At 35.5% G+C, this 23122-nt stretch carries 29 protein-coding genes; 7 read left to right on the top strand and 22 right to left on the bottom strand.

From position 1 onward, the window contains the following. Window positions 1-20: 20 nt before the first annotated feature. From COL05_RS02860 to COL05_RS02850, 3 genes are all read right to left on the bottom strand, one after another. Window positions 21-149, bottom strand: a complete 129-nt coding sequence (locus tag COL05_RS02860) for a GapA-binding peptide SR1P (protein ID WP_000536800.1) — start codon at window positions 147-149, stop codon at window positions 21-23. A 59-nt stretch (window positions 150-208) separates the two neighbouring features. Next, complete coding sequence (locus tag COL05_RS02855) at window positions 209-337, bottom strand: GapA-binding peptide SR1P (protein ID WP_000536778.1); 129 nt, start codon at window positions 335-337, stop codon at window positions 209-211. Between the two features lie 196 nt (window positions 338-533). Further along, a complete protein-coding gene (locus COL05_RS02850) occupies window positions 534-830 on the bottom strand; it encodes a DUF3055 domain-containing protein (protein ID WP_098667536.1) in 297 nt (98 codons plus the stop codon). 127 nt (window positions 831-957) lie between these two features. Here COL05_RS02850 and COL05_RS02845 point away from each other — a divergent pair, with 127 nt between their 5' ends. Continuing rightward, window positions 958-1350, top strand: a complete 393-nt coding sequence (locus COL05_RS02845; protein WP_098667487.1) for a DUF1885 family protein — start codon at window positions 958-960, stop codon at window positions 1348-1350. A gap of 1 nt (window position 1351) precedes the next feature. Here the strand turns inward: COL05_RS02845 and COL05_RS02840 are convergent, their stop codons facing one another. The 5 genes from COL05_RS02840 to pdhA form a co-directional block, all read right to left on the bottom strand. After that, window positions 1352-1579 carry a hypothetical protein gene (locus COL05_RS02840; protein ID WP_098667486.1) on the bottom strand — a complete coding sequence of 76 codons (228 nt, stop codon included), beginning with the start codon at window positions 1577-1579 and terminating at the stop codon, window positions 1352-1354. A 237-nt stretch (window positions 1580-1816) separates the two neighbouring features. Continuing rightward, window positions 1817-3229 carry a dihydrolipoyl dehydrogenase gene (gene lpdA / locus COL05_RS02835; RefSeq protein WP_000260104.1) on the bottom strand — a complete coding sequence of 471 codons (1413 nt, stop codon included), beginning with the start codon at window positions 3227-3229 and terminating at the stop codon, window positions 1817-1819. Window positions 3230-3234: 5 nt separating this feature from the next. Further along, window positions 3235-4521, bottom strand: a complete 1287-nt coding sequence (gene pdhC / locus COL05_RS02830) for a pyruvate dehydrogenase complex dihydrolipoyllysine-residue acetyltransferase (RefSeq protein WP_098667485.1) — start codon at window positions 4519-4521, stop codon at window positions 3235-3237. A gap of 92 nt (window positions 4522-4613) precedes the next feature. Further along, a complete protein-coding gene (pdhB, locus tag COL05_RS02825; protein ID WP_000068166.1) occupies window positions 4614-5591 on the bottom strand; it encodes a pyruvate dehydrogenase complex E1 component subunit beta in 978 nt (325 codons plus the stop codon). Window positions 5592-5594: 3 nt separating this feature from the next. Then, window positions 5595-6710, bottom strand: a complete 1116-nt coding sequence (pdhA, locus tag COL05_RS02820; protein ID WP_000536893.1) for a pyruvate dehydrogenase E1 component subunit alpha — start codon at window positions 6708-6710, stop codon at window positions 5595-5597. A 513-nt stretch (window positions 6711-7223) separates the two neighbouring features. Here pdhA and COL05_RS02815 point away from each other — a divergent pair. Together COL05_RS02815 and def are read left to right on the top strand one after the other, a co-directional pair. After that, window positions 7224-7370: a YjcZ family sporulation protein gene (locus tag COL05_RS02815; RefSeq protein WP_000274562.1), complete on the top strand. Its 147-nt coding sequence runs from the start codon at window positions 7224-7226 to the stop codon at window positions 7368-7370. A 155-nt stretch (window positions 7371-7525) separates the two neighbouring features. After that, on the top strand, window positions 7526-8080 hold the full coding sequence (def, locus tag COL05_RS02810; protein WP_000957055.1) for a peptide deformylase: 555 nt from the start codon (window positions 7526-7528) through the stop codon (window positions 8078-8080). 59 nt (window positions 8081-8139) lie between these two features. On the opposite strand, the gene COL05_RS02805 is transcribed toward def, so the two are convergent. Further along, complete coding sequence (locus COL05_RS02805) at window positions 8140-8913, bottom strand: Cof-type HAD-IIB family hydrolase (RefSeq protein ID WP_098667484.1); 774 nt, start codon at window positions 8911-8913, stop codon at window positions 8140-8142. Window positions 8914-9460: 547 nt separating this feature from the next. On the opposite strand from COL05_RS02805, the gene COL05_RS02795 reads away from it, so the two are divergent. Further along, on the top strand, window positions 9461-9673 hold the full coding sequence (locus COL05_RS02795) for a DNA-dependent RNA polymerase subunit epsilon (RefSeq protein ID WP_098667483.1): 213 nt from the start codon (window positions 9461-9463) through the stop codon (window positions 9671-9673). Window positions 9674-9677: 4 nt separating this feature from the next. Then, window positions 9678-11345: a ribonuclease J1 gene (gene rnjA, locus COL05_RS02790; RefSeq protein ID WP_000670368.1), complete on the top strand. Its 1668-nt coding sequence runs from the start codon at window positions 9678-9680 to the stop codon at window positions 11343-11345. 38 nt (window positions 11346-11383) lie between these two features. Here rnjA and COL05_RS02785 read toward each other — a convergent pair whose 3' ends face one another. From COL05_RS02785 to COL05_RS02735, 10 genes are all read right to left on the bottom strand, one after another. Then, window positions 11384-12049 carry a potassium channel family protein gene (locus COL05_RS02785; RefSeq protein WP_001995050.1) on the bottom strand — a complete coding sequence of 222 codons (666 nt, stop codon included), beginning with the start codon at window positions 12047-12049 and terminating at the stop codon, window positions 11384-11386. Between the two features lie 238 nt (window positions 12050-12287). Beyond that, a complete protein-coding gene (locus COL05_RS02775) occupies window positions 12288-13154 on the bottom strand; it encodes a cytochrome C oxidase assembly protein (protein WP_098667482.1) in 867 nt (288 codons plus the stop codon). A gap of 253 nt (window positions 13155-13407) precedes the next feature. Continuing rightward, on the bottom strand, window positions 13408-14538 hold the full coding sequence (locus COL05_RS02770) for an N-acetyldiaminopimelate deacetylase (RefSeq protein ID WP_098667481.1): 1131 nt from the start codon (window positions 14536-14538) through the stop codon (window positions 13408-13410). 61 nt (window positions 14539-14599) lie between these two features. Next, window positions 14600-15322 (bottom strand): 2,3,4,5-tetrahydropyridine-2,6-dicarboxylate N-acetyltransferase, encoded by a 723-nt coding sequence (dapD, locus tag COL05_RS02765; protein WP_016086511.1) that lies wholly within the window; start codon window positions 15320-15322, stop codon window positions 14600-14602. A 71-nt stretch (window positions 15323-15393) separates the two neighbouring features. Beyond that, complete coding sequence (locus COL05_RS02760) at window positions 15394-16278, bottom strand: transcriptional regulator CcpC (protein ID WP_098667480.1); 885 nt, start codon at window positions 16276-16278, stop codon at window positions 15394-15396. 142 nt (window positions 16279-16420) lie between these two features. Beyond that, on the bottom strand, window positions 16421-16864 hold the full coding sequence (gene cbpB, locus COL05_RS02755; RefSeq protein WP_048530727.1) for a cyclic-di-AMP-binding protein CbpB: 444 nt from the start codon (window positions 16862-16864) through the stop codon (window positions 16421-16423). 170 nt (window positions 16865-17034) lie between these two features. Beyond that, a complete protein-coding gene (abbA, locus tag COL05_RS02750; RefSeq protein ID WP_098667479.1) occupies window positions 17035-17226 on the bottom strand; it encodes an antirepressor AbbA in 192 nt (63 codons plus the stop codon). Between the two features lie 107 nt (window positions 17227-17333). Further along, complete coding sequence (locus COL05_RS02745) at window positions 17334-17852, bottom strand: ribonuclease H-like YkuK family protein (protein WP_000896650.1); 519 nt, start codon at window positions 17850-17852, stop codon at window positions 17334-17336. Window positions 17853-17926: 74 nt separating this feature from the next. Further along, window positions 17927-18076, bottom strand: a complete 150-nt coding sequence (locus COL05_RS31160) for a hypothetical protein (RefSeq protein ID WP_048530729.1) — start codon at window positions 18074-18076, stop codon at window positions 17927-17929. A 211-nt stretch (window positions 18077-18287) separates the two neighbouring features. Next, window positions 18288-18524, bottom strand: coding sequence for a YkuJ family protein (locus COL05_RS02735; RefSeq protein ID WP_098667535.1), 237 nt, complete (start codon window positions 18522-18524; stop codon window positions 18288-18290). 233 nt (window positions 18525-18757) lie between these two features. Between COL05_RS02735 and COL05_RS02730 the strand changes: the two genes are divergently transcribed. Then, window positions 18758-18994 carry a glutaredoxin family protein gene (locus tag COL05_RS02730; RefSeq protein WP_000717880.1) on the top strand — a complete coding sequence of 79 codons (237 nt, stop codon included), beginning with the start codon at window positions 18758-18760 and terminating at the stop codon, window positions 18992-18994. Between the two features lie 114 nt (window positions 18995-19108). On the opposite strand, the gene COL05_RS02725 is transcribed toward COL05_RS02730, so the two are convergent. From COL05_RS02725 to fadH, 3 genes are all read right to left on the bottom strand, one after another. After that, window positions 19109-19597: a DUF3993 domain-containing protein gene (locus COL05_RS02725; protein ID WP_098667478.1), complete on the bottom strand. Its 489-nt coding sequence runs from the start codon at window positions 19595-19597 to the stop codon at window positions 19109-19111. Window positions 19598-19779: 182 nt separating this feature from the next. Next, on the bottom strand, window positions 19780-20997 hold the full coding sequence (locus COL05_RS02720) for an EAL domain-containing protein (protein ID WP_000564300.1): 1218 nt from the start codon (window positions 20995-20997) through the stop codon (window positions 19780-19782). 255 nt (window positions 20998-21252) lie between these two features. Then, window positions 21253-22017 carry a 2,4-dienoyl-CoA reductase gene (fadH, locus tag COL05_RS02715; RefSeq protein WP_048530742.1) on the bottom strand — a complete coding sequence of 255 codons (765 nt, stop codon included), beginning with the start codon at window positions 22015-22017 and terminating at the stop codon, window positions 21253-21255. A 243-nt stretch (window positions 22018-22260) separates the two neighbouring features. Between fadH and COL05_RS02710 the strand changes: the two genes are divergently transcribed. Then, window positions 22261-23118 (top strand): metallophosphoesterase, encoded by an 858-nt coding sequence (locus COL05_RS02710; RefSeq protein ID WP_098667534.1) that lies wholly within the window; start codon window positions 22261-22263, stop codon window positions 23116-23118. Window positions 23119-23122: the final 4 nt, after the last annotated feature.

The following is a 23122-nucleotide window of genomic DNA, read 5'->3' as shown; positions in this document are numbered from 1 at the left end:
AATAATCTACTTATTTATAATTAAGCTTTCGCCTTATCTTTATTAGCACAGTCACAATTTGTACCACATTTCCCGTAAAGCACTGTCGTCTTTTCATCTTCAAAATGACCGATTGTTCCTTCACATACTTGGCATACGATTGTTCCCATTTTTCATTTCCCCCTAAGTTTATGGTCCTAAAAACTTTTAGCTGTCCATTTCCTATCAATTATTGGGCTTTTGTATGCTCTGTGTGATCACATCCGCAAGATCCACATTTCCCGTAAAGTACCGTTACTTTCTCATCCTCGAAGTGTGCAATTGTACCTTCACAATCTTGACATACGATTGTTCCCATTTTTCATTTCCCCCTAAGTTTATAATCCCAAAAACTTTTTTGTAACCGCTTAACTTTCTGTCTTCATTTTAATATGTTATACTTTTTACGTCAATAGGTTTTTAGTATAACACATTAAATATTTTTAATTTAAATTAGTATACGATATTCAAACAAAAAAACAGCCATATTTATACGTACGACTGTTTTACATTATTTATTCTTCATATTCAGCATGCAAAGATGTAGAGGGAACTAGAAATGAAAAAAACTGAGCTAACTCCGCTGCTTCGCCTTCTGATCCTAATTTAAAAATTTCCTTTAAATATTGAACATTCTCTACATCATCTCGTCCAAGTAAAGTAGACCTTCCTGTTTGCATACAAACAATGAGTGGCTTCCCAAAAAACATATTTGTATAAATAACACCAAAATCATAACGAGTATCATGTGTCATAAATCCCAAAAATCGTACCTTCACACTTTCATGCTCATCATACAATTTTTCAAACATCGGTTTCCACCTTTCTCCATCACCTTTCATTAGTATATTAAACAAAAAAAGGAATACTCCTTTTAATTGTCAAAAAATTCAGTAGGATGTAGAATGAAAGTATTCTACTAAGTTAGGGGGAACTTATATGCAACATGCCTTCATTACGCTTGTACCTAAATCCAATCAACAATCTGTTTCAATAGATGATATAAAACAACTTTTTCATTATTATCAAACAGTTACTTCCAAAACTGGTGTTCAAATTAATTACGCTTATACAAATACCGCTTTTCCTTATGAAATTTTAGATACATCAGCAACAACATTAAAACTACAATCTACTCACAATCGATATGATTCCATTTATGTTGGTGTCGGTATAGAAAAAGAACAATCTTTCATTCAGATCTCGTTACCACCTAATGCAACATTTGGTGATAAAGGAAAAGCAAATGAATTTTGCCGTTTTCTAGCGAAGAAGTTAGAAGGAGAGTTACAATTATTTAATGGCAGAACAATGTATTTCTATAAACGTTAATCTAAAAAATAGAAAATATGATTAAGAAAAGTATGCAATTTGAACACGTAAGAAATAATGCCTGCTTTCTAATCTGCAATACAACATATGCGATCACATATCCTAAATAAAGAAATACAAAAAATAGAATGACTTTATAATGCAACTTATCACCATTTGACAATGATAATACAACGGAAAAACCACTCCATAATAAAAAATGATAAAATATAACATGTAATATTTTCATGGAACCTTCTCCTTTGACATGCTCTATTTTATTACTATATGGGATTAAGTTTGAATCAATTACATATTATACGAAAGCATATATATGGCTTTTGGATTAATATATGTTCTAACAGTCCAAATAAAGTATTATATATTCATTCGACAAGTACACATAAAGACCTTGCAAGCCATTTTTATTAAAATAAAAAATAGCCCATCTCTTTAAATAAGAGATGGGCTATTTTCATTACTTAAATTATTTTACAATGTGAATTGGCATTCCAAGAGCAACTTCAGCTGCTTCCATTGTGATTTCACCTAATGTTGGGTGAGCGTGGATTGTTTGAGCGATATCTTCTGCTGTCATTCCAGCTTCGATAGCTAAACCAATCTCAGAAATAATATCAGAAGCGCCTGCACCTGCAACTTGAGCACCTACAAGAAGACCATCTTCTTTACGTGTTACAAGTTGTAGGAAACCGTCAGTGCTGTTTAATGATAACGCACGACCGTTAGCAGCGAATGGGAACTTAGATACAGTTACAGTCATTCCAGCTTCTTCAGCTTGTTTCTTAGTGTAACCAACAGATGCTAATTCTGGATCTGTGAAGCATACTGCAGGAATTCCGATGTAATCGATTGCTGATGCATGGCCACTAATTGCTTCAACAGCTACTTTACCTTCGTAAGAAGCTTTGTGAGCTAATGGTGGTCCAGGAACGATATCACCGATTGCATAGATATTTGGTACGTTTGTACGACATTGCTCATCGATTTCGATGATGCCGCGGTCAGTCATTTTAACTCCAACTTGCTCAAGACCGATTTCTTGAGTGTTTGGACGACGACCTACAGTTACTAATACGTAGTCTGCTTCTACAGTTTGGATTTCACCTTTAACTTCAAAGCTAACTTTTACGCCAGTTTCTGTTTCTTCAACGCCTTTAGCCATAGCTTTTGTATGGATATTAACGTTACCTTTTTTCTGTAGAGCACGTTTAACAACAGAGCTCATAGCTTTTTCGAAACCAGCTAAGATTTCGTCGCCAGCTTCTACTACAGTAACTTCTGTACCGAAGTTAGCATATGCAGTACCTAATTCCATACCGATGTAACCGCCGCCGATTACAACAAGTTTTTTAGGAATTTCAGGTAAGCTTAAAGCACCTGTAGAGTTGATAACACGTTTAGAGTATTTGAATCCAGGAATTTCGATTGGTGTAGAACCAGTTGCAAGAACAGCATTTTTAAACGTGTAAGTTTGAGCTGCATCTTCAGTCATTACGCGTAATGTGTTAGCATCTACGAAGTAAGCTTCACCGCGAATGATTTCAACTTTGTTACCTTTAAGAAGGCCTTCAACACCGCCAGTTAATTTCTTAACTACGCCGTTTTTCCATTCTTGAACTTTTGTAAAGTCAACTTTTACGTTCTCTGCAGTGATACCCATGTCATCAGAATGCATTGCATTCTCATAACGATGACCTGCATTGATTAACGCTTTTGAAGGAATACATCCAACGTTTAAGCATACGCCACCAAGGTTAGCTTTTTCAATAATTGCTACCTTTTGACCTAATTGTGCTGCACGAATTGCCGCAACGTATCCACCAGGACCTGCACCAACAACGACTGTATCTAATTCAATTGGGAAATCTCCTACTACCATTGTTATTACGCCTCCATTACTAATAATTGTGGGTCATTCAATAGACGTTTAATTTGGTTTAATGCTTTTTGAGCAGTTGCGCCGTCAATTAAACGATGGTCAAAGCTTAGAGATAATGCTAATACTGGAGCTGCAACGATCTCACCGTTTTTCACAACTGGTTTTTCAGCGATACGGCCGATACCAAGGATTGCTACTTCTGGGTGGTTGATAACTGGAGTGAACCATTGTCCACCTGCAGAACCAATGTTTGTAATTGTGCAAGAAGCACCTTTCATTTCAGCCGGAGCTAAGCGACCTTCACGTGCTTTACCAGCAAGATCATTGATCTCGTTAGAAATAGTGAAGATTGATTTACGATCTGTATCTTTAACAACTGGTACTAATAGACCTTTGTCTGTATCAGCTGCGATACCGATGTTGAAGTAATGTTTATGAACGATTTCTTGAGAAGCATCGTCTAAAGCAGTATTCAACATTGGGAATTCACGTAATGCAGATGTTAAAGCTTTAACAACGTATGGAAGGTAAGTTAATTTAATACCTTTGTCAGCTGCAACAGCTTTGAACTTCTTACGGTGAGCAACAAGCTCAGTTACATCAACTTCATCCATTAATGTTACGTGAGGAGCTGTGTGCTTAGAGTTAACCATTGCTTTTGCAATCGCTTTACGGATACCACTCATTTTCTCACGAGTTTCTGGATATTCACCAGCTGGGATTGGTTGTGCTTTTGGTGCTTCTTCTTTCACTGCTGCTGGAGTAGCTTCTGCTGCTGGAGCCTCAGTTGCTGCTACTGCTTGTCCACCATTTGCAAATGCATCGATGTCAGCTTTTACGATACGACCGTTCTTACCAGAACCAGCTACTTTATGAATGTCTACGCCGTTTTCACGAGCATATTTACGAACAGATGGCATAGCGATTACGCGCTCATTTACTACTTCTGCAGTTGCTGCTGGAGTAGCTTCTGCTGCTGGAGCTTCTTCTTTCGCTTCTTCAGCTTTAGGAGCTTCGTCATGATCGTCACCTTTAAATTTAAGGTTTTCGTATCCTGGAGCATCAAATTTAATTAATGTATCTCCAACTACTGCAACCGTACCTTCTTCTACAAGTACTTCAAGTACTTTACCTTTAACAGGAGAAGGGATTTCTACTACTGCTTTATCATTTTGTACTTCAAGAAGTACGTCATCTTCGTTTACTTCGTCGCCTGGTTTAATAAACCATTTTACGATTTCACCTTCGTGGATACCTTCACCGATATCTGGTAGTTTAAATTCAAATGCCACGGAATTCAGCCCCCTGATTCATTTCTTTATTATGGAATATGGCAAAAGAAATCAGCATGTGCTGATTTCTTTTGCACATGAATAACTAAAAATTAGAAGTTCATTACTTTGTTAACAGCTTCAACAATATCTTTGTGGTTTGGTAACCATACGCTCTCAGCTTGAGAGAATGGGAATACTGTATCAGCAGCTGCTACACGTACAACTGGAGCTTCTAAGTTTAAGATTGCACGGTCATTAATTTCCGCTACAACGTTAGCTGCAATACCAGCTTGTTTTTGTGCTTCTTGAACTACTACCACGCGGCCTGTTTTTTCAACAGAAGCGATGATTGTTTCGATATCTAATGGTTGAACTGTACGTAAGTCAACAACCTCTAAAGAGATACCTTCTTTTTCAAGTTCTTCAGCAGCTTTTAATGCAGCGTGAACCATAGCACCGTAAGCGATAACAGATACATCTGTACCTTCACGTTTGATATCAGCTTTACCTAAATCAATTGTGTACTCACCTTCTGGTACATCTTGACGGAATGAACGGTACAATTTCATATGCTCTAAGTAGATAACTGGATCGTTGTCACGAATCGCAGAGATTAAAAGACCTTTTGCATCGTATGGAGTAGATGGAATAACAACTTTTAGACCAGGTTGTTGAGCCACTAATCCTTCTAAGCTATCAGCATGTAGTTCAGGAGTATGAACACCGCCACCGAATGGAGAACGAACTGTTACAGGAGCAGTCCAACGTCCACCAGAACGGTAACGCATACGAGCTAATTGACCAGAAATTGAATCCATTACTTCATATACGAAACCGAAGAATTGGATTTCTGGAACTGGACGGAATCCTTCAAGTGCAAGTCCAACTGCAAGTCCACCAATACCAGACTCTGCAAGTGGAGTATCCATTACACGGTCTTCACCGAATTCAGCTTGTAAACCTTCAGTAGCACGGAATACACCGCCGTTTACACCAACGTCTTCACCAAACACAAGTACGTTAGGGTCATTTTTCATTTCAACGCGTAAAGCATCAGTGATTGCTTGAATCATTGTCATTTGAGCCATGGCTTACTTCGACTCCTTTTCTTTGTAAATTTCATATTGTTCAGCTAAGTTGTAAGGCATTTTTTCGTACATGATTTCCATTAAATCAGTAACTTTTTGTTTTGGAGCTTGGTCAGCCTTAGCAATTGCTTGTTTGATATCTTCTTTTGCTTCTTCAATTACTTTCTCTTCAACTTCTTGAGACCATAGGCCTTTGTTTTCTAAGAATGCACGGAAGCGTACGATTGGATCTTTTTGTTCCCATTCGTTCTCGATATCTTTTGTACGGTAACGAGTTGGGTCATCACCAGCCATTGTATGTGGACCGTAACGGAATGTTAAAGTCTCGATTAAAGTAGGGCCTTCGCCATTTACTGCGCGCTCACGAGCGAAAGCAGTTGCTGCGTATACAGCTAATGGATCCATACCGTCTACTTGAATTCCGTAAATACCTGCTGCTACTGCTTTTTGAGCTACAGTTTTAGCTGCAGATTGCTTTTCTACTGGAGTAGAGATTGCATAACGGTTGTTTTGAACAACGAAGATTGCTGGAGCCTTGAATGCACCCGCAAAGTTCATACCTTCGTAGAAGTCACCTTGTGAAGCACCACCGTCACCAGTGTAAGTAATTGCAACAGATTTTTTACCACGTAGTTTCATACCTAACGCAACACCAGCAGTTTGGATGATTTGCGCACCGATGATGATTTGTGGAGCAAGTGCATTTACGTTCTCAGGCATTTGGTTACCCATGAAATGTCCACGAGAGAATAAGAATGCTTGGTATAATGGTAAACCGTGCCATACTAATTGTGGCACATCACGATATCCTGGTAAGATGAAATCTTCTGCTTCAAGTGCGAAATGACTTGCTAATTGAGAAGCCTCTTGTCCAGCTGTTGGTGCGTAGAAACCTAAACGTCCTTGACGGTTTAAAGAAATAGAACGTTGATCTAATACGCGAGTATACACCATACGACGCATTAATTCTTTTAATTGATCATCAGATAATTCAGGCATAGCTGCTTCATTCACAACTTCGCCTTTTTCATTTAAAATTTGTAATGTTTCAAATTGAGCTGCGATAGCTTTCATTTGCTCATCAACATTAAATAGGGTCTTTTTTGTTTTAGTACCCATTCCGTTCACCTCTTCCTCTCTTGAACCATATTCTGAAACGCTTTCACTATCTATTGGCTAGACTGAAAACGCAACAATGTAAACCAACAAATTTATTTGTCGGTTGAGAATAATTTTGTGTACCTAACAATCTGTACTAATGTTTTTTCAGAAACATATTAATACAATCTTGATCACGTTTTTTAGTTTACAACTATTCTAATTACGATGTCAATTACTTTGAATACGTTTTTTTATAAATAATCTGCCGGTTTCTTCTACACAAACGTGTTTTTATTTTTCACATCTGTATTAGTAAGCATTAACCCGCTGTTATATTATTCCCTTTTTAACTAGTTTTTTCTCTTAGAATAATATGTAAACGATTTAATTCTCTTTAGTTTTTCTCCCTTCTTAGCAAAAATATACAAACTCTTCTTCCTTTTATAGGTAATTACCCATACATTTCTACTCTTCCCTCCATACATTATAGTAACCGCAGTATTAGCGGGAAATGATAAAGGAGGTCATCTCATGTACGGATACTCATATTGCTATCCAACTTGTTCATATCCTTCCTACGGTTATGGCGGTTCTTGTGGCGGGTCTGGACGCGGCTTCGCCTTAATCGTTGTGTTGTTTATTCTTTTAATTATCGTTGGTGCTGCTTGCATTCGCTAATGTAAAATGAAACAACTATGGAAAGAAACAGACGGCTTTGCCGTCTGTTTCTTTTTATTACATACAATAGAACTCTTTCCAAAGTGCTTCTCCCTACTTGTCGATGACTTTTTTCGGCTCCTTTGGTAGACTAAAAGGGAAAGGAGAGATTACATATGCTTACAATGAAAGATGTAATTCGCGAAGGAGATCCTATTTTGCGAAATGTTGCAGAAGAGGTAGTAATACCAGCGAGCGAAGAAGATACAAATACACTTAAAGAAATGATTGAATTTGTAATAAATAGCCAAGATCCTGAAATGGCTGAAAAATATAGTTTACGCCCTGGAATCGGATTAGCGGCTCCGCAAATCGGTATTTCAAAGAAAATGATTGCGGTTCATGTAACAGATACAGACGGTACGTTATATAGTCATGCATTATTCAATCCCAAAATCATTAGTCATTCTGTTGAGCGTACATATTTACAAAGTGGTGAAGGCTGTCTATCAGTAGACCGCGAAGTACCTGGTTATGTCCCTCGTTACACAAGAATTACAGTGAAAGCAACATCTATTAACGGCGAAGAAGTAAAATTGCGTTTAAAAGGTTTACCAGCAATTGTATTTCAGCATGAAATTGACCATTTAAATGGTGTTATGTTCTATGACCACATTAATAAAGAGAATCCATTTGCTGCTCCTGACGATTCAAAACCGCTAGAGCGATAATAAAAAAAGGCGGGAGTTAATCTTCCGCCTTTTTTATATGAAATGGGTTCCATATTCACTTATAGCAACCCAGCCCATTTTAAGCCATGATATATGCCGTCTTCACTAACATCCTTTGTCACATGATTTGCAAGTTTTTTCAAGTCTTCATGACCATTCCCCATCACAATACCTGTCCCAACTGCTTCGATCATTTCTAAATCATTTAAACCATCTCCAAATGCATACACTTGTTCACGGTTAAATCCTAATTTTTCAATGAATTTCTCAATCCCTTTTGCCTTAGAACCGCCATTTGGAATAATATCCATGGAATACGCATGCCAGCGAATAAAATGAAAATCTGGGTATTGATTTATAAACTTTTCCTCTTCATTCATTTCACAGAAAAGAAGTGTTTGATAAATATTACGCTTCTCATAAAAATTAGGTTCATATGCCGGATGCTCAAAATTCAAGCTTCCAAAACCTTCTTTCACATAATCATGATATTCAACTGATGCTCTCATTTCTTGATGATCAAGATATACAAGCGGGTATCCTTCTTGATTTGCAAACTGAGTAAACTTATGTAAGGTAGCTGGATGTAATGGATTATTAAATACTACCTCGTCTTCAAATACAACGTACTGTCCATTAAAGCTAACATAATTGTGGATATTAAGCTCCTCACGAATATCTTCAAACATAAATGGCGCACGTCCTGTCGCAATTGCTACATGCACACCTTTTTCTTGTAACTGTCTTACTGCATCCCTTGTAGATTGTGGAATCTCCTTATCATGATCTAATAATGTTCCATCAATATCAAAAAAGACAATCTTATCATTCATTTGTCAAAATCCTTTCTGTTACTCTATATTCCTATTTTGATTATCGCTTTTCAAATTCTAAAAAAAAGTATAACATATTAAACATCTGTGAAGAAAGCGTTCACTTTCTAACCTTATTTATGAAACCTGCATATATATATTAGTAAAAAATGTGGATACTTGTTCGTATGAATTTTCTTTTCTATTCTTTCTCATACTATATCTATAACTAACGGCTACTAATCGTTACTATAGAATAACTTTCCCTGTATGAGAAAGGACAAGATTCAACATTCACTTTTGTCCTCTTTCTTATAGCAGAGACGGCGTTTTCACTAGTAATATGCATGTTTAAAATAAGGAAAGGAAGGAGTAATCATGCTGAAGAAGCTGAAGAAAAAGCTCAAGCGTTATTTAAAAGATCTAGTCCGTAAAAAGACGATCGCTTAAATTTTGCCCATTTCGGGCTTTTTCTTCATTCTCATTCGAAAAAACATGAAAATCGTGACTGTTTGCTTTATAATAAGTAACAGATAATGCAAAACATAGACAAGGAGAGGTTTTCCAAATGATTTTTAAAGTATTTTATCAAGAAAAATTGACTGAGGTTCCAGTACGTGAAAATACAAAAGTTTTATATTTAGAGGCTACGTCTGAAAAGGATGTTCGTAAGAAATTAAATAAGTTCGCATATAATATCGAGTTCGTTCAGTCTGTTACTGGCAATCATCTTGAATATGAAAAAGAAAACGCTGATTTAACATTAGCGGAAATCGTATAGTCATATGAAATTTCTAAAGAATGATCAAGCAGCCGTTTTTGCTTTAGGTGGTCTTGGTGAAATCGGTAAAAATACATATGCTGTTCAATTTCAAGATGAAATTATTATAATTGACGCTGGAATTAAATTCCCAGAAGACGAACTCCTCGGAATCGATTATGTAATACCAGATTACACTTATTTTGTGCGAAACGAAGATAAAATTAAAGGATTGTTCATTACACATGGTCACGAAGATCATATCGGTGGAATTCCTTACTTATTACGTCAAGTGAACATTCCTATTTATGGTGGTAAATTAGCAATTGCGCTAATCAAAAACAAACTAGAAGAGCACGGATTACTTCGTAAAGCAAAACTTTATGAAATTCAAGAAGATGATGTTATTAAATTCAAAAAGACATCAGTTTCATTCTTCCGTACAACTCACAGTATCCCAGATTCATACGGAGTTGTTGTGAAAACACCTCAAGGACAAGTGGTTCATACTGGAGATTTCAAATTTGACTTCACACCAGTTGGTGAACCTGCGGACTTAACAAAAATGGCCGAAATCGGAAAAGACGGTGTACTTTGCCTCTTATCTGACAGTACAAACAGTGAAGTTCCAAACTTTACAATGTCTGAGCGTCGCGTTGGTGATAGTATTCAAGATATTTTCCGCAAAGTAGAAGGTCGTATTATCTTCGCAACCTTTGCATCAAATATTCATCGTTTACAACAAGTTGTTGAAGCAGCTGTTGAAAACAATCGTAAAGTGGCTGTATTTGGTCGCAGTATGGAAGCAGCAATTGAAATCGGACAAAACCTCGGTTATATTCGCTGTCCGAAGGATACATTCATAGATGCATCTCAACTAAATCGCCTACCGGCTAATAAAGTTGTTATTTTATGTACAGGTAGTCAAGGGGAGCCAATGGCAGCACTTTCACGTATTGCCAATGGTACGCATCGTCAAATTCAAATCATCCCTGGCGACACAGTTGTTTTCTCTTCTTCACCAATCCCTGGTAATACAATTAGCGTAAGTCGTACAATTAACATGTTGTATCGTGCTGGTGCTGATGTAATCCATGGAAAACTGTCAAACATTCATACGAGTGGACACGGCGGACAAGAAGAGCAAAAACTAATGCTTCGTCTAATTAAACCGAAGTATTTCATGCCAATTCACGGTGAATATCGTATGCAACGTATGCATATGAAGTTAGCTAATGATTGTGGTATTCCAGAAGAAAACTGTTTCATCATGGATAATGGCGATGTTCTTGCCTTACGTTCAGATGAAGCAAGCGTAGCTGGTAAAATACCATCTGGATCTGTCTATATTGACGGAAATGGTATTGGAGATATCGGTAATATTGTATTGCGCGATCGTCGTATCCTTTCTGAAGAAGGACTTGTTATTGTAGTTGTAAGCATTGATATGAAAGAATTTAAAGTTGCAGCAGGACCTGATATTATCTCACGTGGTTTCGTTTATATGCGCGAAAGTAGTGATTTAATTAATGATGCTCAAACATTAATTACAACTCATTTAGAAAAAGTAATGGAACGTAAAACAACACAATGGTCTGAAATTAAAAATGAGATTACAGACACATTGGCACCATTCCTATATGAGAAAACGAAACGTCGTCCAATGATTTTACCAATCATTATGGAGATATAAGAAAAAGGACAATACCTTCACGGTATTGTCCTTTTCTCTTATCTCAAAAAGTGTTTAAAACGATCTACTTCATCGTCATGACCAATTACAATTAATATATCTCCCGCTTGAATATTTTCCGTAGCTCGAGGAGATACAATAACTTCTTTACCACGTTTAATCGCTACAATATTCAATCCAAACTTCGCACGAATATCTAATTCAATTAAAGAATGACCATCAATTTTTTTATTTGCAATAATTTCTACAATACTATGCTCATCCGAAAGCTCAAGATAGTCTAATACATTACTTGATGCTATATTATTAGCAATCCTTTTTCCCATATCACGCTCTGGGTGCACAATGTGATCCGCCCCAATTTTACTTAATACTTTTTCATGGTAATCATTTTGAGCTTTTACAGTAATATTTTTTACACCTAACTCTTTCAGAATTAACGTTGTTAAAATACTTGCATTTAAGTTGTCTCCAATCGCAACGACTACATGATCAAAATTACGAATACCAAGACTTTTTAATACCATCTCATCTGTTGAATCTGCAATTACTGCATGTGAAGCTATATTTGCAAATTCATTAATTTTATCCTCATCTGAGTCAATTGCCATTACTTCCATACCTAATTGAGCGAGTTCCCGGCAAATACTCCCACCAAAACGCCCAAGCCCAATGACAGCAAATTCTTTCTCTTTTTCACCCACAGGAATTCCTCCAATAACATCGAATACTATGTATTTTTATCCCGCTTTAATGGGCAGTAAGACCCCCACCTCAAAATTCAGCGAAAGCAAAGAATTTAGGTGGGGGATCAACTGCCCCTAAAAGTCCGATTGGTTCAACTAATANNAATAATCAGTGGGGATGAAGCCCCCCCACTGATTAAAGTTTCACTTTATTGTAACATACTTTAGATTTGCTACAAAAACCTATATGTCATTCTTATTTTTGTTTTTGCATATAAAAATACTGTTGTAAATAAAATGCGATACTGAATATTAACATACCAAATACAAATATGTTTCCAAATGAACTAAATGTTTCAAAAACGAATAATAACGTTTCTTGTCCGAAGAAAGCAAATAATAGTTGTGTAAATGCAAATAGTAATGCCAATATGTAATGATGTTGATGGAATAAATAATGCGTTGCACCTAAAAAAGCGATAAACGAAAGGATGAAAATCCACCAACTTTCTAAAAACAGTTGCCAATTCGTAAATTGATACCCATTTACTAATATCGCAATTATTCCTATAACCGCCATCGTTGGCACACTCCAAAATAATGCGCGCCCTCTAAAGAAGCGAGTTCCTTTAACATCACCTTTTTCATGCGCAATGTATGTTAGTACTACTGTACTTATGTACAAGACCGAAAGAATTGTTAAAACGATAATGAGCCAAAAATGTAATTCATAATACTCATGCTCTATGTTTGTCACGATAGCCGCTAACATACACGGGATTAACATTCCAGTCCAACCATCTACTTTTCTTTCATTCCAAAACACAGTGTTACCAATCCGTATACCTAACAACATAAAAATAATGATACCTAGTACAAATAATGTTGTTTTATTCCCTACTAAACTCGTTGAGAAAGCAATTAATCCAATAAATAAAAAGAGCACAAACCCATTCATAATTTCTAATACAGGTGATAAATATCTCTTCACCCATTTATATGTTTCGTCATATTCATGATTATCGACTAAACGGTAGGCATAAAAACTTATCCCAAAATAAATCGCCGCAATAATCACATACGTATATAAGACGAAACACAACATTGCACTGCTAATTTGCACGTAATTCCCCACCCTTTTTCTATGTTTCACCTTGATTTTACACACTTTCTACACGAAATGTAAACATATATAAGCTAGTTAACTAATCATCTGCTCAATAAGCGATAATGAATAATGAGCAGCGGCTCAAAACCACTGCTCATTATTTTATCCATTTGTATGTCGATGTGCATCCAAAATAAATGTGAAAGACCTTTTCGTCCTTGAACTAACAATCCTTCACTTTAAATGGTTTCGAAGTTGGTGAGCAAGTTCACTTTCTAGTTCCTTTCCACTTCACATACTGATCTAAAAATACGATAGCTTTCTCAATAGCCTCTTCATCTGGCTTTAATTTTGCGTGGTGTAAACCGTATTCTGAATTTACTCCAAGCCAAAACATAAATCCAGGAATCTCTTGAAGCATATAACCAAAATCTTCACCTGTCATCGCCTCTGTACATGTAATGACATTCATATCAGTTTGTTCACTTACGAACTGCATAAACTCTCTCGTTAATGCTTCATGGTTATATACTTGATGATACATCGCTCCGTAGTCAATAGCCGCTTCACATTGGAAGGAAGCTTCTATCCCCGCAACAATTGCCTCAATCCTACTTTTCACACGACTCATTGATTCTACTGATAACGTTCGGATTGTTCCTTCTAACCGAGACTTTTCTGCTATGATATTTTGAACTGTACCACCTGTTATTTTGCCGATTGTAATTACTGCACTATCAAGTGGATTCACATTACGACTAATAACGGATTGGAGTTGTGTAACGAGATGACTTGCTGCAACAATCATATCATTTGCAGTATGAGGGTAGGCTGCATGTCCACCTTTCCCTTTTAAATCAACATATAACTCTGATGTATTTGCAAATAATAGCCCCTCTTTAGTGGCGATTGTTCCTACAGGGTATTCAGGTGCAATATGAAGACCGAGAATTATATTTGGCTTCCATTCTTTTAACTCTTGGCTCTCTAACATAGGAAGAGCCCCACCTGGACCTTCTTCAGCTGGTTGGAATAGAAACACAAGGTCATCATCTATCCTTTTTGTTACAGCTGCTGTTAGAAGGCCTAAACCGATTGTCGTATGTACATCATGTCCACATGCATGCATCATTCCCTCATGAATAGAAGCAAATTCATATCCAGTTTCTTCTGTAATTGGTAAACCATCTATATCTGCGCGATAACCTATAATTTTTTCTGGATTTTTTCCATTTACTTTAACAATGACACCTGTTTCCCATACTTTCACTTCCACATGTTCATTCGAAAGCGTTCCAATGTAATCTAAAATATACTGCTGTGTTTTCCACTCTTTAAATCCAATTTCCGGTATTTTGTGTAAGTCTCTACGAATTTGAATAAATTTGCTTACTGCCATTTTTGCACCTCTATCTATAAAAAGCGTAAGAGCCTGTTTATGCTCTTACGCTTTTTTGTTTTTATTTCTCTGGGTTTAATTGACGAAGCTCTTGTTTAATTTCAGTTTTTGCTTTTGTCTTCTCATCAATCTCTTTAATTACACGCGCTGGAGTACCTGCAACAACTGTATATGGAGGTACATCTTCTGTTACAACAGCTCCTGCTGCTACAACTGCACCTTTACCTACTGTAACTCCCTCTAACACAACTACGTTCGCACCAATTACAACATCATCTTCAACGATAACTGGTTTTGCTGAAGGTGGCTCAATAACACCTGCAAGTACTGCACCAGCACCTACGTGACAGTTCTTACCAACAGTTGCACGTCCACCAAGTACTGCGTTCATGTCGATCATAGAACCTTCACCAATTACAGCACCGATATTAATTGTTGCATTCATCATAATAACAGCGTTGTCGCCGATTTCAACGTGGTCACGAATAATCGCGCCTGGCTCAATACGAGCTTTAATACCTTTTAAATCAAGCATTGGAATTGCAGAATTACGACGATCATTTTCAACAACGTAATCAACGATGTGCTTGCTATTTTCATCAAGAATTGTCTTAATTTCAGACCATTCTCCAAATAATACACCAGACTTTTTATTTACAAATGCTTGTACCGTTTCAGGGAATGTTACTTCTTTTAAATCCCCTTTTATGTATACCTTTACAGGAGTTTTCTTTTCACTTTTTTGAATAAACGAAATAATTTCGTTAGCGTCCATCATTTTCATTCTTGTTGCCTCCTAAATCCATTTATAATGTTACTCTACCAAACGATAGAGCGAGTAGCAAGATAATAATCCTATTTTTCCATTTGAATTTCTTCTATAATTTCTAAAAATGCTTGTACTTGCTTCAATTGTCTAGCTGATTCACTCGTCAATAACCATGTTTCTCTTGTTAATTGCACAGGTGTTTTATACATGTTTTCCTGTACTTCCTTTAAAACAGTAGAAGGTAATAGAGCATAACCTATGCCATTTAAAACGAGTTGTTTACACGTCTCAATTTGATCAACGACAATCGTTCTCTTAGGTGGGTTAGAAAATAAACCATACCACCAATTTTGTATTTGTCCATAGTAAGTCGAATCACTTTTAAATTGAATAAAAGGTCTATTTGTTTCTTTTAACATCGAAATATCTTTTATTTCTTTATCCACTAAATAAAGTTCATCTTCAAATAATTGTTGTTTCTGCCCTTTATATTCTTGTGTTCCTCTTAATATAGCAACATGAACGTCTCCTTCATAAAATTGCTTTTGCACTTCACTACTCCAGCCAGTAAACAGTGATATTTTCACAGAAGGATATTTATTCACAAACTTCTTCAAAACAGGAGGAAGCCAATATTGACCAATAACTGATGCAACAGCTATTTTTAACGTTCCGTGAGTTTCTGTTCTAAAAACAGCTAACTCACTTTTAATATTTTCTTCCCTTTGTAGCATTTCTTTTGCGTAATTTGCGACTTTTTCCCCTTCAGGTGTAATTGTCAATCCTTTTTGCGAGCGAATAAAAAACTTCATTCCCCATTGTTTCTCCATAGATTGTAATCGTTGACTAAGCGCAGGTTGTGAAACAAATAAACGTTCCGCCGCTTTTCTCATATTTGATTCCTGTGCTAACACAACCATCATTTGAAAATCATCAATTTGCAACTTTCTCCCTCTTTCCTTAGCTTCCATACACCTTATCTCAATAAGCTTTTCATCCTTAATTGAACTACATACTCATATATTTTTTATCTTTTTAAATATAATACATACACAACTGATATGCACGAAAAAAAAGTGACTTCCCCGTTTCTATGAAGCCACTTTTCTCACATTATCGATTATGTTGCCTTACTTTTTTATTCAACAATTTTAAAATCGCTCGACGTGTTAAAATCCCCTCAAAATACCCTTCTTCATTGACAGCGCAAATAAAAGGATGATCAATTGTCATTTCTAATGCTTTTGCAAATGAATCTTCTAACTTAAGAACCGGAATATCTTCCTTCATCACCTGTTCTACCTTCATTTCGTCAAGTCTTTCAAACTCAATACGTTCTAACCCTAGCATACCGTCTAAAATCATAGCAGTACTAATTAACCCGTGTAATTTGTACATCGGGTCCAAAACAGGTATCGCCGAATATCCAGATTTCACAAGTACGAGTAAAGCATGCTCTAAGCCATTCCCTATTTGGACGTGCGCTACTTTTTCTGATGAAATCATTAAATCTTTCACAAAAATTTGTTGAAACTCGTCTTTTGGAATACTAATCATATTACATCCCCCATTTTCCCTTTTTCCTGCTTATAATCACCGGCTCTATTCACATTTTATGACAGCGTTTTCATATTATTATTTTGTCCTTACATTATTTCAGTAAAAAACAAAATCACACAGCTATTTTAGCATATAACGCAAAAAAAAGACTACCATTCCGGTAGCGCTTAATACCCTTTATTTTTTAATCTGTAAAATAATCTTGTGATTTTTTTATATTGCATCACATCTGTCTTTTTTAAACCATTCTCAATATCTGTAAGTTCCACAGCTAAAATTTCACTCGCATAATTTTGCTGAAATAAAATATCTAGTAACAAATTTTCCTCTTCTTCCGTTAAAACAAATTCCCTTTTCATATGCCCCTCTCCTTATACTCGCATCGTTACCATTATTATATAAAATTTACAGCCTATTTAATAGATGTAATATTCAGTTTTTGGTGAGAGATATATAAAATTTGTTTTTATTTCGTATATCGATTTGCATAACTAAACGCTGCATAAGCATCTGGCTTAATTTTTGCAGTTAATCCCATCGCTTGAATTTTCGCTGTCATATCTAGAATAAATTCTTTTGTTAAACCATCATTTCCGATATCTAAGTGAATTTCCATTATAAATCCAGCCCCATCTTGAGCGTATGGATGCAATAAATCCCATATTGTTTGTATGTGATTTGGAGTAAATAAGCATGCGATTTCTTGACTAAACTGCGTTTCTAAATATATCTTCTCACGTAAGGTTGCTGGCTTATCTTTTACTGATTGATGGTGTAAACATCCCCAGGCTCCTTTTCCAACGCGATGAATATGAATTGCCGTAATAAACCTCGTATCCTTTTGATGTGCTTGTGAGTCTGTCCCAATGGATAAGCGATATAAATTTCGTGGATCCTTTTCAATGAAATTACAAATACGAGTAAAGACCATATCAAAATTTAAATGTCTCTCTGAAACATTATAAAATTTATGTTCACCGGCCACATAGTCACGTCCTTTCAATTAGACAGACTTTTCGTATTCTCATTGTATGGGACAAAAACAAAAAATATAACTTCCTACCCTTTATTCGTTTCAATATTCCGAATTACATACTGGCAAACTTGGCATGTATAAATTACATTTTGGTTCGATTGAGCCGTTAATACATGAATAATCTCAGCAGCATTGTGACAATTAGGACAAATGACAACTGGTAAACGTTCCATACAACACACCTCCTCATTATGTTTATCCCTCTATTTACTATTCGCCTCCAATTAGTGATGGCTAATAAGCAGTATAGGACAAAGAATTTTCACTGATTACAATTTCACTTTATTACCATTGTAGGAAAAATGAAAAATCCCTATACATATATGCGAAAAGTAATAGAACTAAAAAAGGTGTTGCCATATGGCAACACCTTTTTTATATGTATCAAGAAATGATATCGTAAATCTCAATTGCAACCATGTCGATATTATCGAATTGATACACTTGAGGTTTTTCACCTTGTTGATACACTTCTAACTCATACATTTCACTTTTATCGAAAAATTTCACGCTACATTTACGCTCACCGTTCACTTCAAAATAGCGTTGTGCTACTTCACCGCTTTGAGCTTGTTCTTGTAGACTAACAAGTCGAGTTAAAATTCCTTGGAGTAGAGACATGAAATCTCTCCTTTCTCTGATCTTCCTACCAATAGGTTTTACAGCTATACTCATTCTATCCGTCATAGCAGAAAAAATGTTCCACACTCTAGGATAAAGGTTATTGGCCAGAAACTCAACTAAAAATTTGTCGAAATACGAAGGAAAAAACAGAAAGAACATCTTTTTCCTTCTTTATTGCGATTTTTATACTGGAAGAATATAATAAAAAACAGTAAAAAGGAGGAATTACAATGAAAAAAATTGAGGTTTACACACAACCCGATTGCCCGCCATGTGTCATTGTGAAAGAATTTTTAAAGCATAATAACGTTGTATATGAAGAATTTGACGTAAAAAAAGACGCCGCTGCACGCAATCGTCTTTTATATGACTATGATTCTTATTCAACTCCAACGGTTGTAATTGACGGAGAAGTTGTTGCTGGTTTTCAAATTGAAAAATTACAACAACTTCTCAATATAGAATAGGAATAGGTAAAGACCTATTCCTATTCTTATCCCGCTAGTTTTTAGGAAGTAAACATTCAATTGTAGAGGGCTAATAATCAGCGGAATATGTCCCCTATTAATTAAAGTTTCACTTTATAATTGTTGTAACCTTTTTATTTCCGTTAAAAGTTCTTGGCTTTCATGATATCCGGCCAATTTCCATTTCCCTTGATCTCTTTGCAAAGTTACAATTTGATATTGTCCACTTTTCGCCCGTTCATATACATATAAAATTTTATGCTCTTCATCATATGACATTTTCGTTTCTGAATTAAAAGAAAACGGCGCTTCTTTTGCTGGAAGTAAATATTCACCACTTTGTTTATCACTTCTACTATTTTCATCTGTAAATACTTGAAGGAAATTCTCTGTAAAATACGGTGATAACGTTTCTATCATCTTATTCATTGGCAAATGCTTCCCACGAATTGAGAATTGGGTTTCATAGCCCTTTTGTATCGTTGTATACACTTCTTTCCGATCGACTTTCACTTCCTCTTTCCCTAAAACAGTTGTAACACTATAACCAACTAGAAAGGCAACGCATATAAATAGAACTAACCATATACCATATTTCCTCATTTTTTCACCTTCCTTTTAAGAAAACTTGTCTTTGTAGTATTCATTGTAACAATGATTATGCAAAGAAAGGGCTGATTTCGTTCGTAAAATCTTTACAACGATAGACAGTATTTTTGGCACCATTTTCACTATTACCAATTTATGATAAAAACAAACAAAAAATGCACGAATCTCTTCGTGCATTAAAATAAAACATCTTCCTCATATAAATATTCATACGATAAATCTATAAATAAAAAGTTTTCATCATCAATCGGGAAAGAAAACGTTCGTACCATCTCACCGGTTTCAATATCAGCATATAAATCTGAAAGTCTTGCCTTATTCTCAAAACGCATTTTCATAATATTCTCTAGAAAATACGGGCGCCAACTCCAGTTCTTCATATAATACTCAGGCATTACAATCCATTCCCCATCTTTTTTCATAACGTTTCCTGATTGTTGAAAACCATCTTCGTTACAAATAAATATGCGAAAACTACATTGTGATACACTTTGACTGAATTGTAATAACCAATCATTTATATCTTCATTCTTTTTCTGCTTGGCTAAAACATCACCAATTCGATCACGTAACATTTCTGTTAAATTATAAATTTTTTGTAACTTCTTCTTTTCATGTTGAATGAATTGATGACACTCATTGCCAAGTCGTTCTTTCAAAACGTTCGTTTCAATAAAATCAGGTAAGCATTCTTTCAAATAATTCCCTTGATAGTATCTACCACCGTTTTTCCAAGCATATTGTAGCTGGTAAAAAGCATCTATTTCTTCATATAACAATGTTGCACCAATTCTTCTAGCAAGTAATGATAAAGAATATAAAATATCTTGATAAGATTGTAAAAGTGCAGTTTGCCTTAAGTTTGTTAAATCTACCTTTAAAATATCCGGTGCTAACACGCTAATACGTTCTAAATTACTTGTACCCGTTCCGACTTTATTAATCGAAATTTGAATACCATATGTACGATAATACATAAGCAAATGATTAAATTGCTCTATATCTTCTTTACATTCATGTTCTGTAATCTCTAAAACAATGTGTTTCAAATTTAAACCTTGCTCTTCATACATCAATAAAAGTTGAAGTAAACTTTCATCATCATCGTTCATTAATACGTTAGCATTCCGATGTATAAATAATAATAATTTTTGATCACTTTCTAAATAACGATTTAAAGCTTTTTCTACTATAATGTTATCCGCTTCTAGTTGAAACTCACTTGGAATAGAATCATCGTGAAAGAAAGAAGCTAAACTTTGTATGCCCTCTTCTGTTTGAATACGTCCTACGACTTCATATCCAATTACAGTATGCTCATCAGCACTAAAAATAGCTTGATAATAAGGAAGGACTTTATCCAAGTTACTCATTACATCTAATGCATCTATCAATGTGCTTCCCTCCCTTTACTTTTCAAAAATTATAACATGATATTTACGGAAAAATAATAAAAAATCCCTTCAGTTTTCCTGAAGGGATTAGAGGGGTAAAATGCTAAGGGGAATTAGCAATTCTACTATGAAGAAAAAAGAGGTCTTAAATATACCGTATATATGACCTCTTGTAAACACTTTTCTTCCATATGTCACAATTCCGTCACATTTAACCGTCAAAAAATGAATCAAACATTCATTTTCTTATCCCTTTTAAAATGGATATTGATGTAAATGTTGTCCTCCATCCATTGTCATGCAAGTTCCATTTATGTACGCAGCTTCATCTGAACATAAATAATAAGCTAGACCTGCAATTTCTTCTGGCGTGCCCAGTCTTCCAAGCGGAACACTTTGTATCGTACGCTTAGCCATTTCTTCTGAAATCCATAATTTATCAGCACCGCCCGTGCGTTCAATTGGTCCTGGCGCGATAGCGTTAACTCGTATTCCATATTTACGGCCCCACTCAACAGCAAGTGTCTTCGTCATTGCTAATACTCCAGCCTTCGCTGCAGCCGAATGAATAACTCCCGGACCTGCATCCCATGCATATGTTGCTACCATGTTAATGATATTCCCTTTTATACCTTTTTCAATCCAGTATTTCCCGACAGCATGGCTACAATAAAATGTACCGTTTAACACAATATTAATGACTGAATTCCAGCCATTCACGGATAAATCTTCTGCTGGACAAATAAAGTTTCCAGCTGCATTGTTTATTAAAACATCAATTCGACCAAACTTCTCATCAATCTGTTCAATCATTTTCTGAATATCATCCGGATTTCTTACATCCATTTGCACAGGTAATATTTGCCCTGGAAACTGTTCAATTTCCAACTTTGTTTCCTCTAGCTTTTCCTTTGTACGTCCTGTAATAACAACTCGTGCCCCTTCTTTTGCAAACCGAGTCGCCATTCCTTTTCCCATTCCGCTCGATCCACCTGTTATAATAACTACCTTTTCTTTCACATACATCCCCTCCAAAAAATGAATACACATTCATTTTATCATTTTATTTAATAGAAATCTTTATATTTTTAAACTTTTCTGATATTTTAACGTAAAGAGGTTTCTATTCATTCATTTTTTCGTAATATATACTACTTTTGTATTATTTAAAATATATTTTAAATAAACTGAAAGGAGATTTGAGTAACCTATAAATACAACGAACATATGCAACATAAGTCAAATAGGTGTACTCATATTTTTATGAAGAAAATTACAAGAAGAGATTTTTTAAAAACTGGCATGCGCACTTGTTTATATTCATTTATAACCACTAGTATCGGATACTATTATGCTAAATATATTGAGCCTCATTTACTTTCTATTACAGAACATACACTACAATCAAAACTCATACCAAAAAGCTTTCATGGTATGAAGATTCTTCAATTTAGCGATTTACATCTCGGATACTATTTCTCTCTTCACCATTTATCTCAAATCGTTTCTAAAATTAATGCTGTAAAGCCCGATATCGTCCTTTTTACCGGTGATCTCATTGATAATTATCAAACATATACTGACACTCCTTTCGTTGCATCTATCTTAAAAAATATACAAGCACCCTTCGGTAAATTTTCTATTTATGGTAACCATGATCACGGTGGATATGGAACAGAGTACTACGAACACATTATGCGCGAATCTGGATTTGAACTGTTACTAAATAGCGAAAAGAAAATTCGTCTAATAGATAATAGTGAAATTTCAATTTTCGGTCTTGATGATATACTACTAGGCAAACCAAGAATAAAGGAGACACTACATCACGCGAAGCAAAACACTTATAACATTGTTCTTGTTCACGAGCCAGATATCGCACCCCAAATTGCTCAATATCCAGTTAACTTACAGCTTTCTGGTCATAGCCATGGTGGACAAGTACAAATTCCCTTTTTAGGAGCAATTATTACCCCATCACTTGCTAAAAACTATGTAGAAGGGTTCTATACAATTCAAGATTTAGCCCTATATGTCAATCGAGGGCTTGGCAGAACACGCGTCCCATTCCGATTTATGTCAAAACCTGAAATTACGATTTTCACACTCCAACATTCGTAATAAT

Source organism: Bacillus sp. AFS059628, from assembly GCF_002571225.1.
Lineage (GTDB): Bacteria > Bacillota > Bacilli > Bacillales > Bacillaceae_G > Bacillus_A.
This window is presented reverse-complemented; position numbering and strand designations above follow the sequence as displayed.

Bases quoted from the DNA above. Each gene is read 5' to 3' on its own strand.
- COL05_RS02860 (WP_000536800.1), bottom strand. From the start codon at position 149: ATGGGAACAATCGTATGCCAAGTATGTGAAGGAACAATCGGTCATTTT.
- COL05_RS02770 (WP_098667481.1), bottom strand. From the start codon at position 14,538: ATGGCAGTAAGCAAATTTATTCAAATTCGTAGAGACTTACACAAAATA.
- COL05_RS02845 (WP_098667487.1), top strand. From the start codon at position 958: ATGCAACATGCCTTCATTACGCTTGTACCTAAATCCAATCAACAATCT.
- COL05_RS02805 (WP_098667484.1), bottom strand. From the start codon at position 8,913: ATGAATGATAAGATTGTCTTTTTTGATATTGATGGAACATTATTAGAT.
- COL05_RS02840 (WP_098667486.1), bottom strand. From the start codon at position 1,579: ATGAAAATATTACATGTTATATTTTATCATTTTTTATTATGGAGTGGT.
- dapD (WP_016086511.1), bottom strand. From the start codon at position 15,322: ATGAAAATGATGGACGCTAACGAAATTATTTCGTTTATTCAAAAAAGT.
- COL05_RS31160 (WP_048530729.1), bottom strand. From the start codon at position 18,076: ATGGAACGTTTACCAGTTGTCATTTGTCCTAATTGTCACAATGCTGCT.
- rnjA (WP_000670368.1), top strand. From the start codon at position 9,678: ATGAAATTTCTAAAGAATGATCAAGCAGCCGTTTTTGCTTTAGGTGGT.
- lpdA (WP_000260104.1), bottom strand. From the start codon at position 3,229: ATGGTAGTAGGAGATTTCCCAATTGAATTAGATACAGTCGTTGTTGGT.
- pdhA (WP_000536893.1), bottom strand. From the start codon at position 6,710: ATGGGTACTAAAACAAAAAAGACCCTATTTAATGTTGATGAGCAAATG.
- COL05_RS02855 (WP_000536778.1), bottom strand. From the start codon at position 337: ATGGGAACAATCGTATGTCAAGATTGTGAAGGTACAATTGCACACTTC.
- COL05_RS02730 (WP_000717880.1), top strand. From the start codon at position 18,758: ATGAAAAAAATTGAGGTTTACACACAACCCGATTGCCCGCCATGTGTC.
- COL05_RS02735 (WP_098667535.1), bottom strand. From the start codon at position 18,524: ATGTCTCTACTCCAAGGAATTTTAACTCGACTTGTTAGTCTACAAGAA.
- COL05_RS02795 (WP_098667483.1), top strand. From the start codon at position 9,461: ATGATTTTTAAAGTATTTTATCAAGAAAAATTGACTGAGGTTCCAGTA.
- COL05_RS02760 (WP_098667480.1), bottom strand. From the start codon at position 16,278: ATGGAAGCTAAGGAAAGAGGGAGAAAGTTGCAAATTGATGATTTTCAA.
- abbA (WP_098667479.1), bottom strand. From the start codon at position 17,226: ATGAAAAGGGAATTTGTTTTAACGGAAGAAGAGGAAAATTTGTTACTA.
- cbpB (WP_048530727.1), bottom strand. From the start codon at position 16,864: ATGATTAGTATTCCAAAAGACGAGTTTCAACAAATTTTTGTGAAAGAT.
- COL05_RS02725 (WP_098667478.1), bottom strand. From the start codon at position 19,597: ATGAGGAAATATGGTATATGGTTAGTTCTATTTATATGCGTTGCCTTT.
- pdhB (WP_000068166.1), bottom strand. From the start codon at position 5,591: ATGGCTCAAATGACAATGATTCAAGCAATCACTGATGCTTTACGCGTT.
- COL05_RS02710 (WP_098667534.1), top strand. From the start codon at position 22,261: ATGAAGAAAATTACAAGAAGAGATTTTTTAAAAACTGGCATGCGCACT.
- def (WP_000957055.1), top strand. From the start codon at position 7,526: ATGCTTACAATGAAAGATGTAATTCGCGAAGGAGATCCTATTTTGCGA.
- COL05_RS02815 (WP_000274562.1), top strand. From the start codon at position 7,224: ATGTACGGATACTCATATTGCTATCCAACTTGTTCATATCCTTCCTAC.
- COL05_RS02850 (WP_098667536.1), bottom strand. From the start codon at position 830: ATGTTTGAAAAATTGTATGATGAGCATGAAAGTGTGAAGGTACGATTT.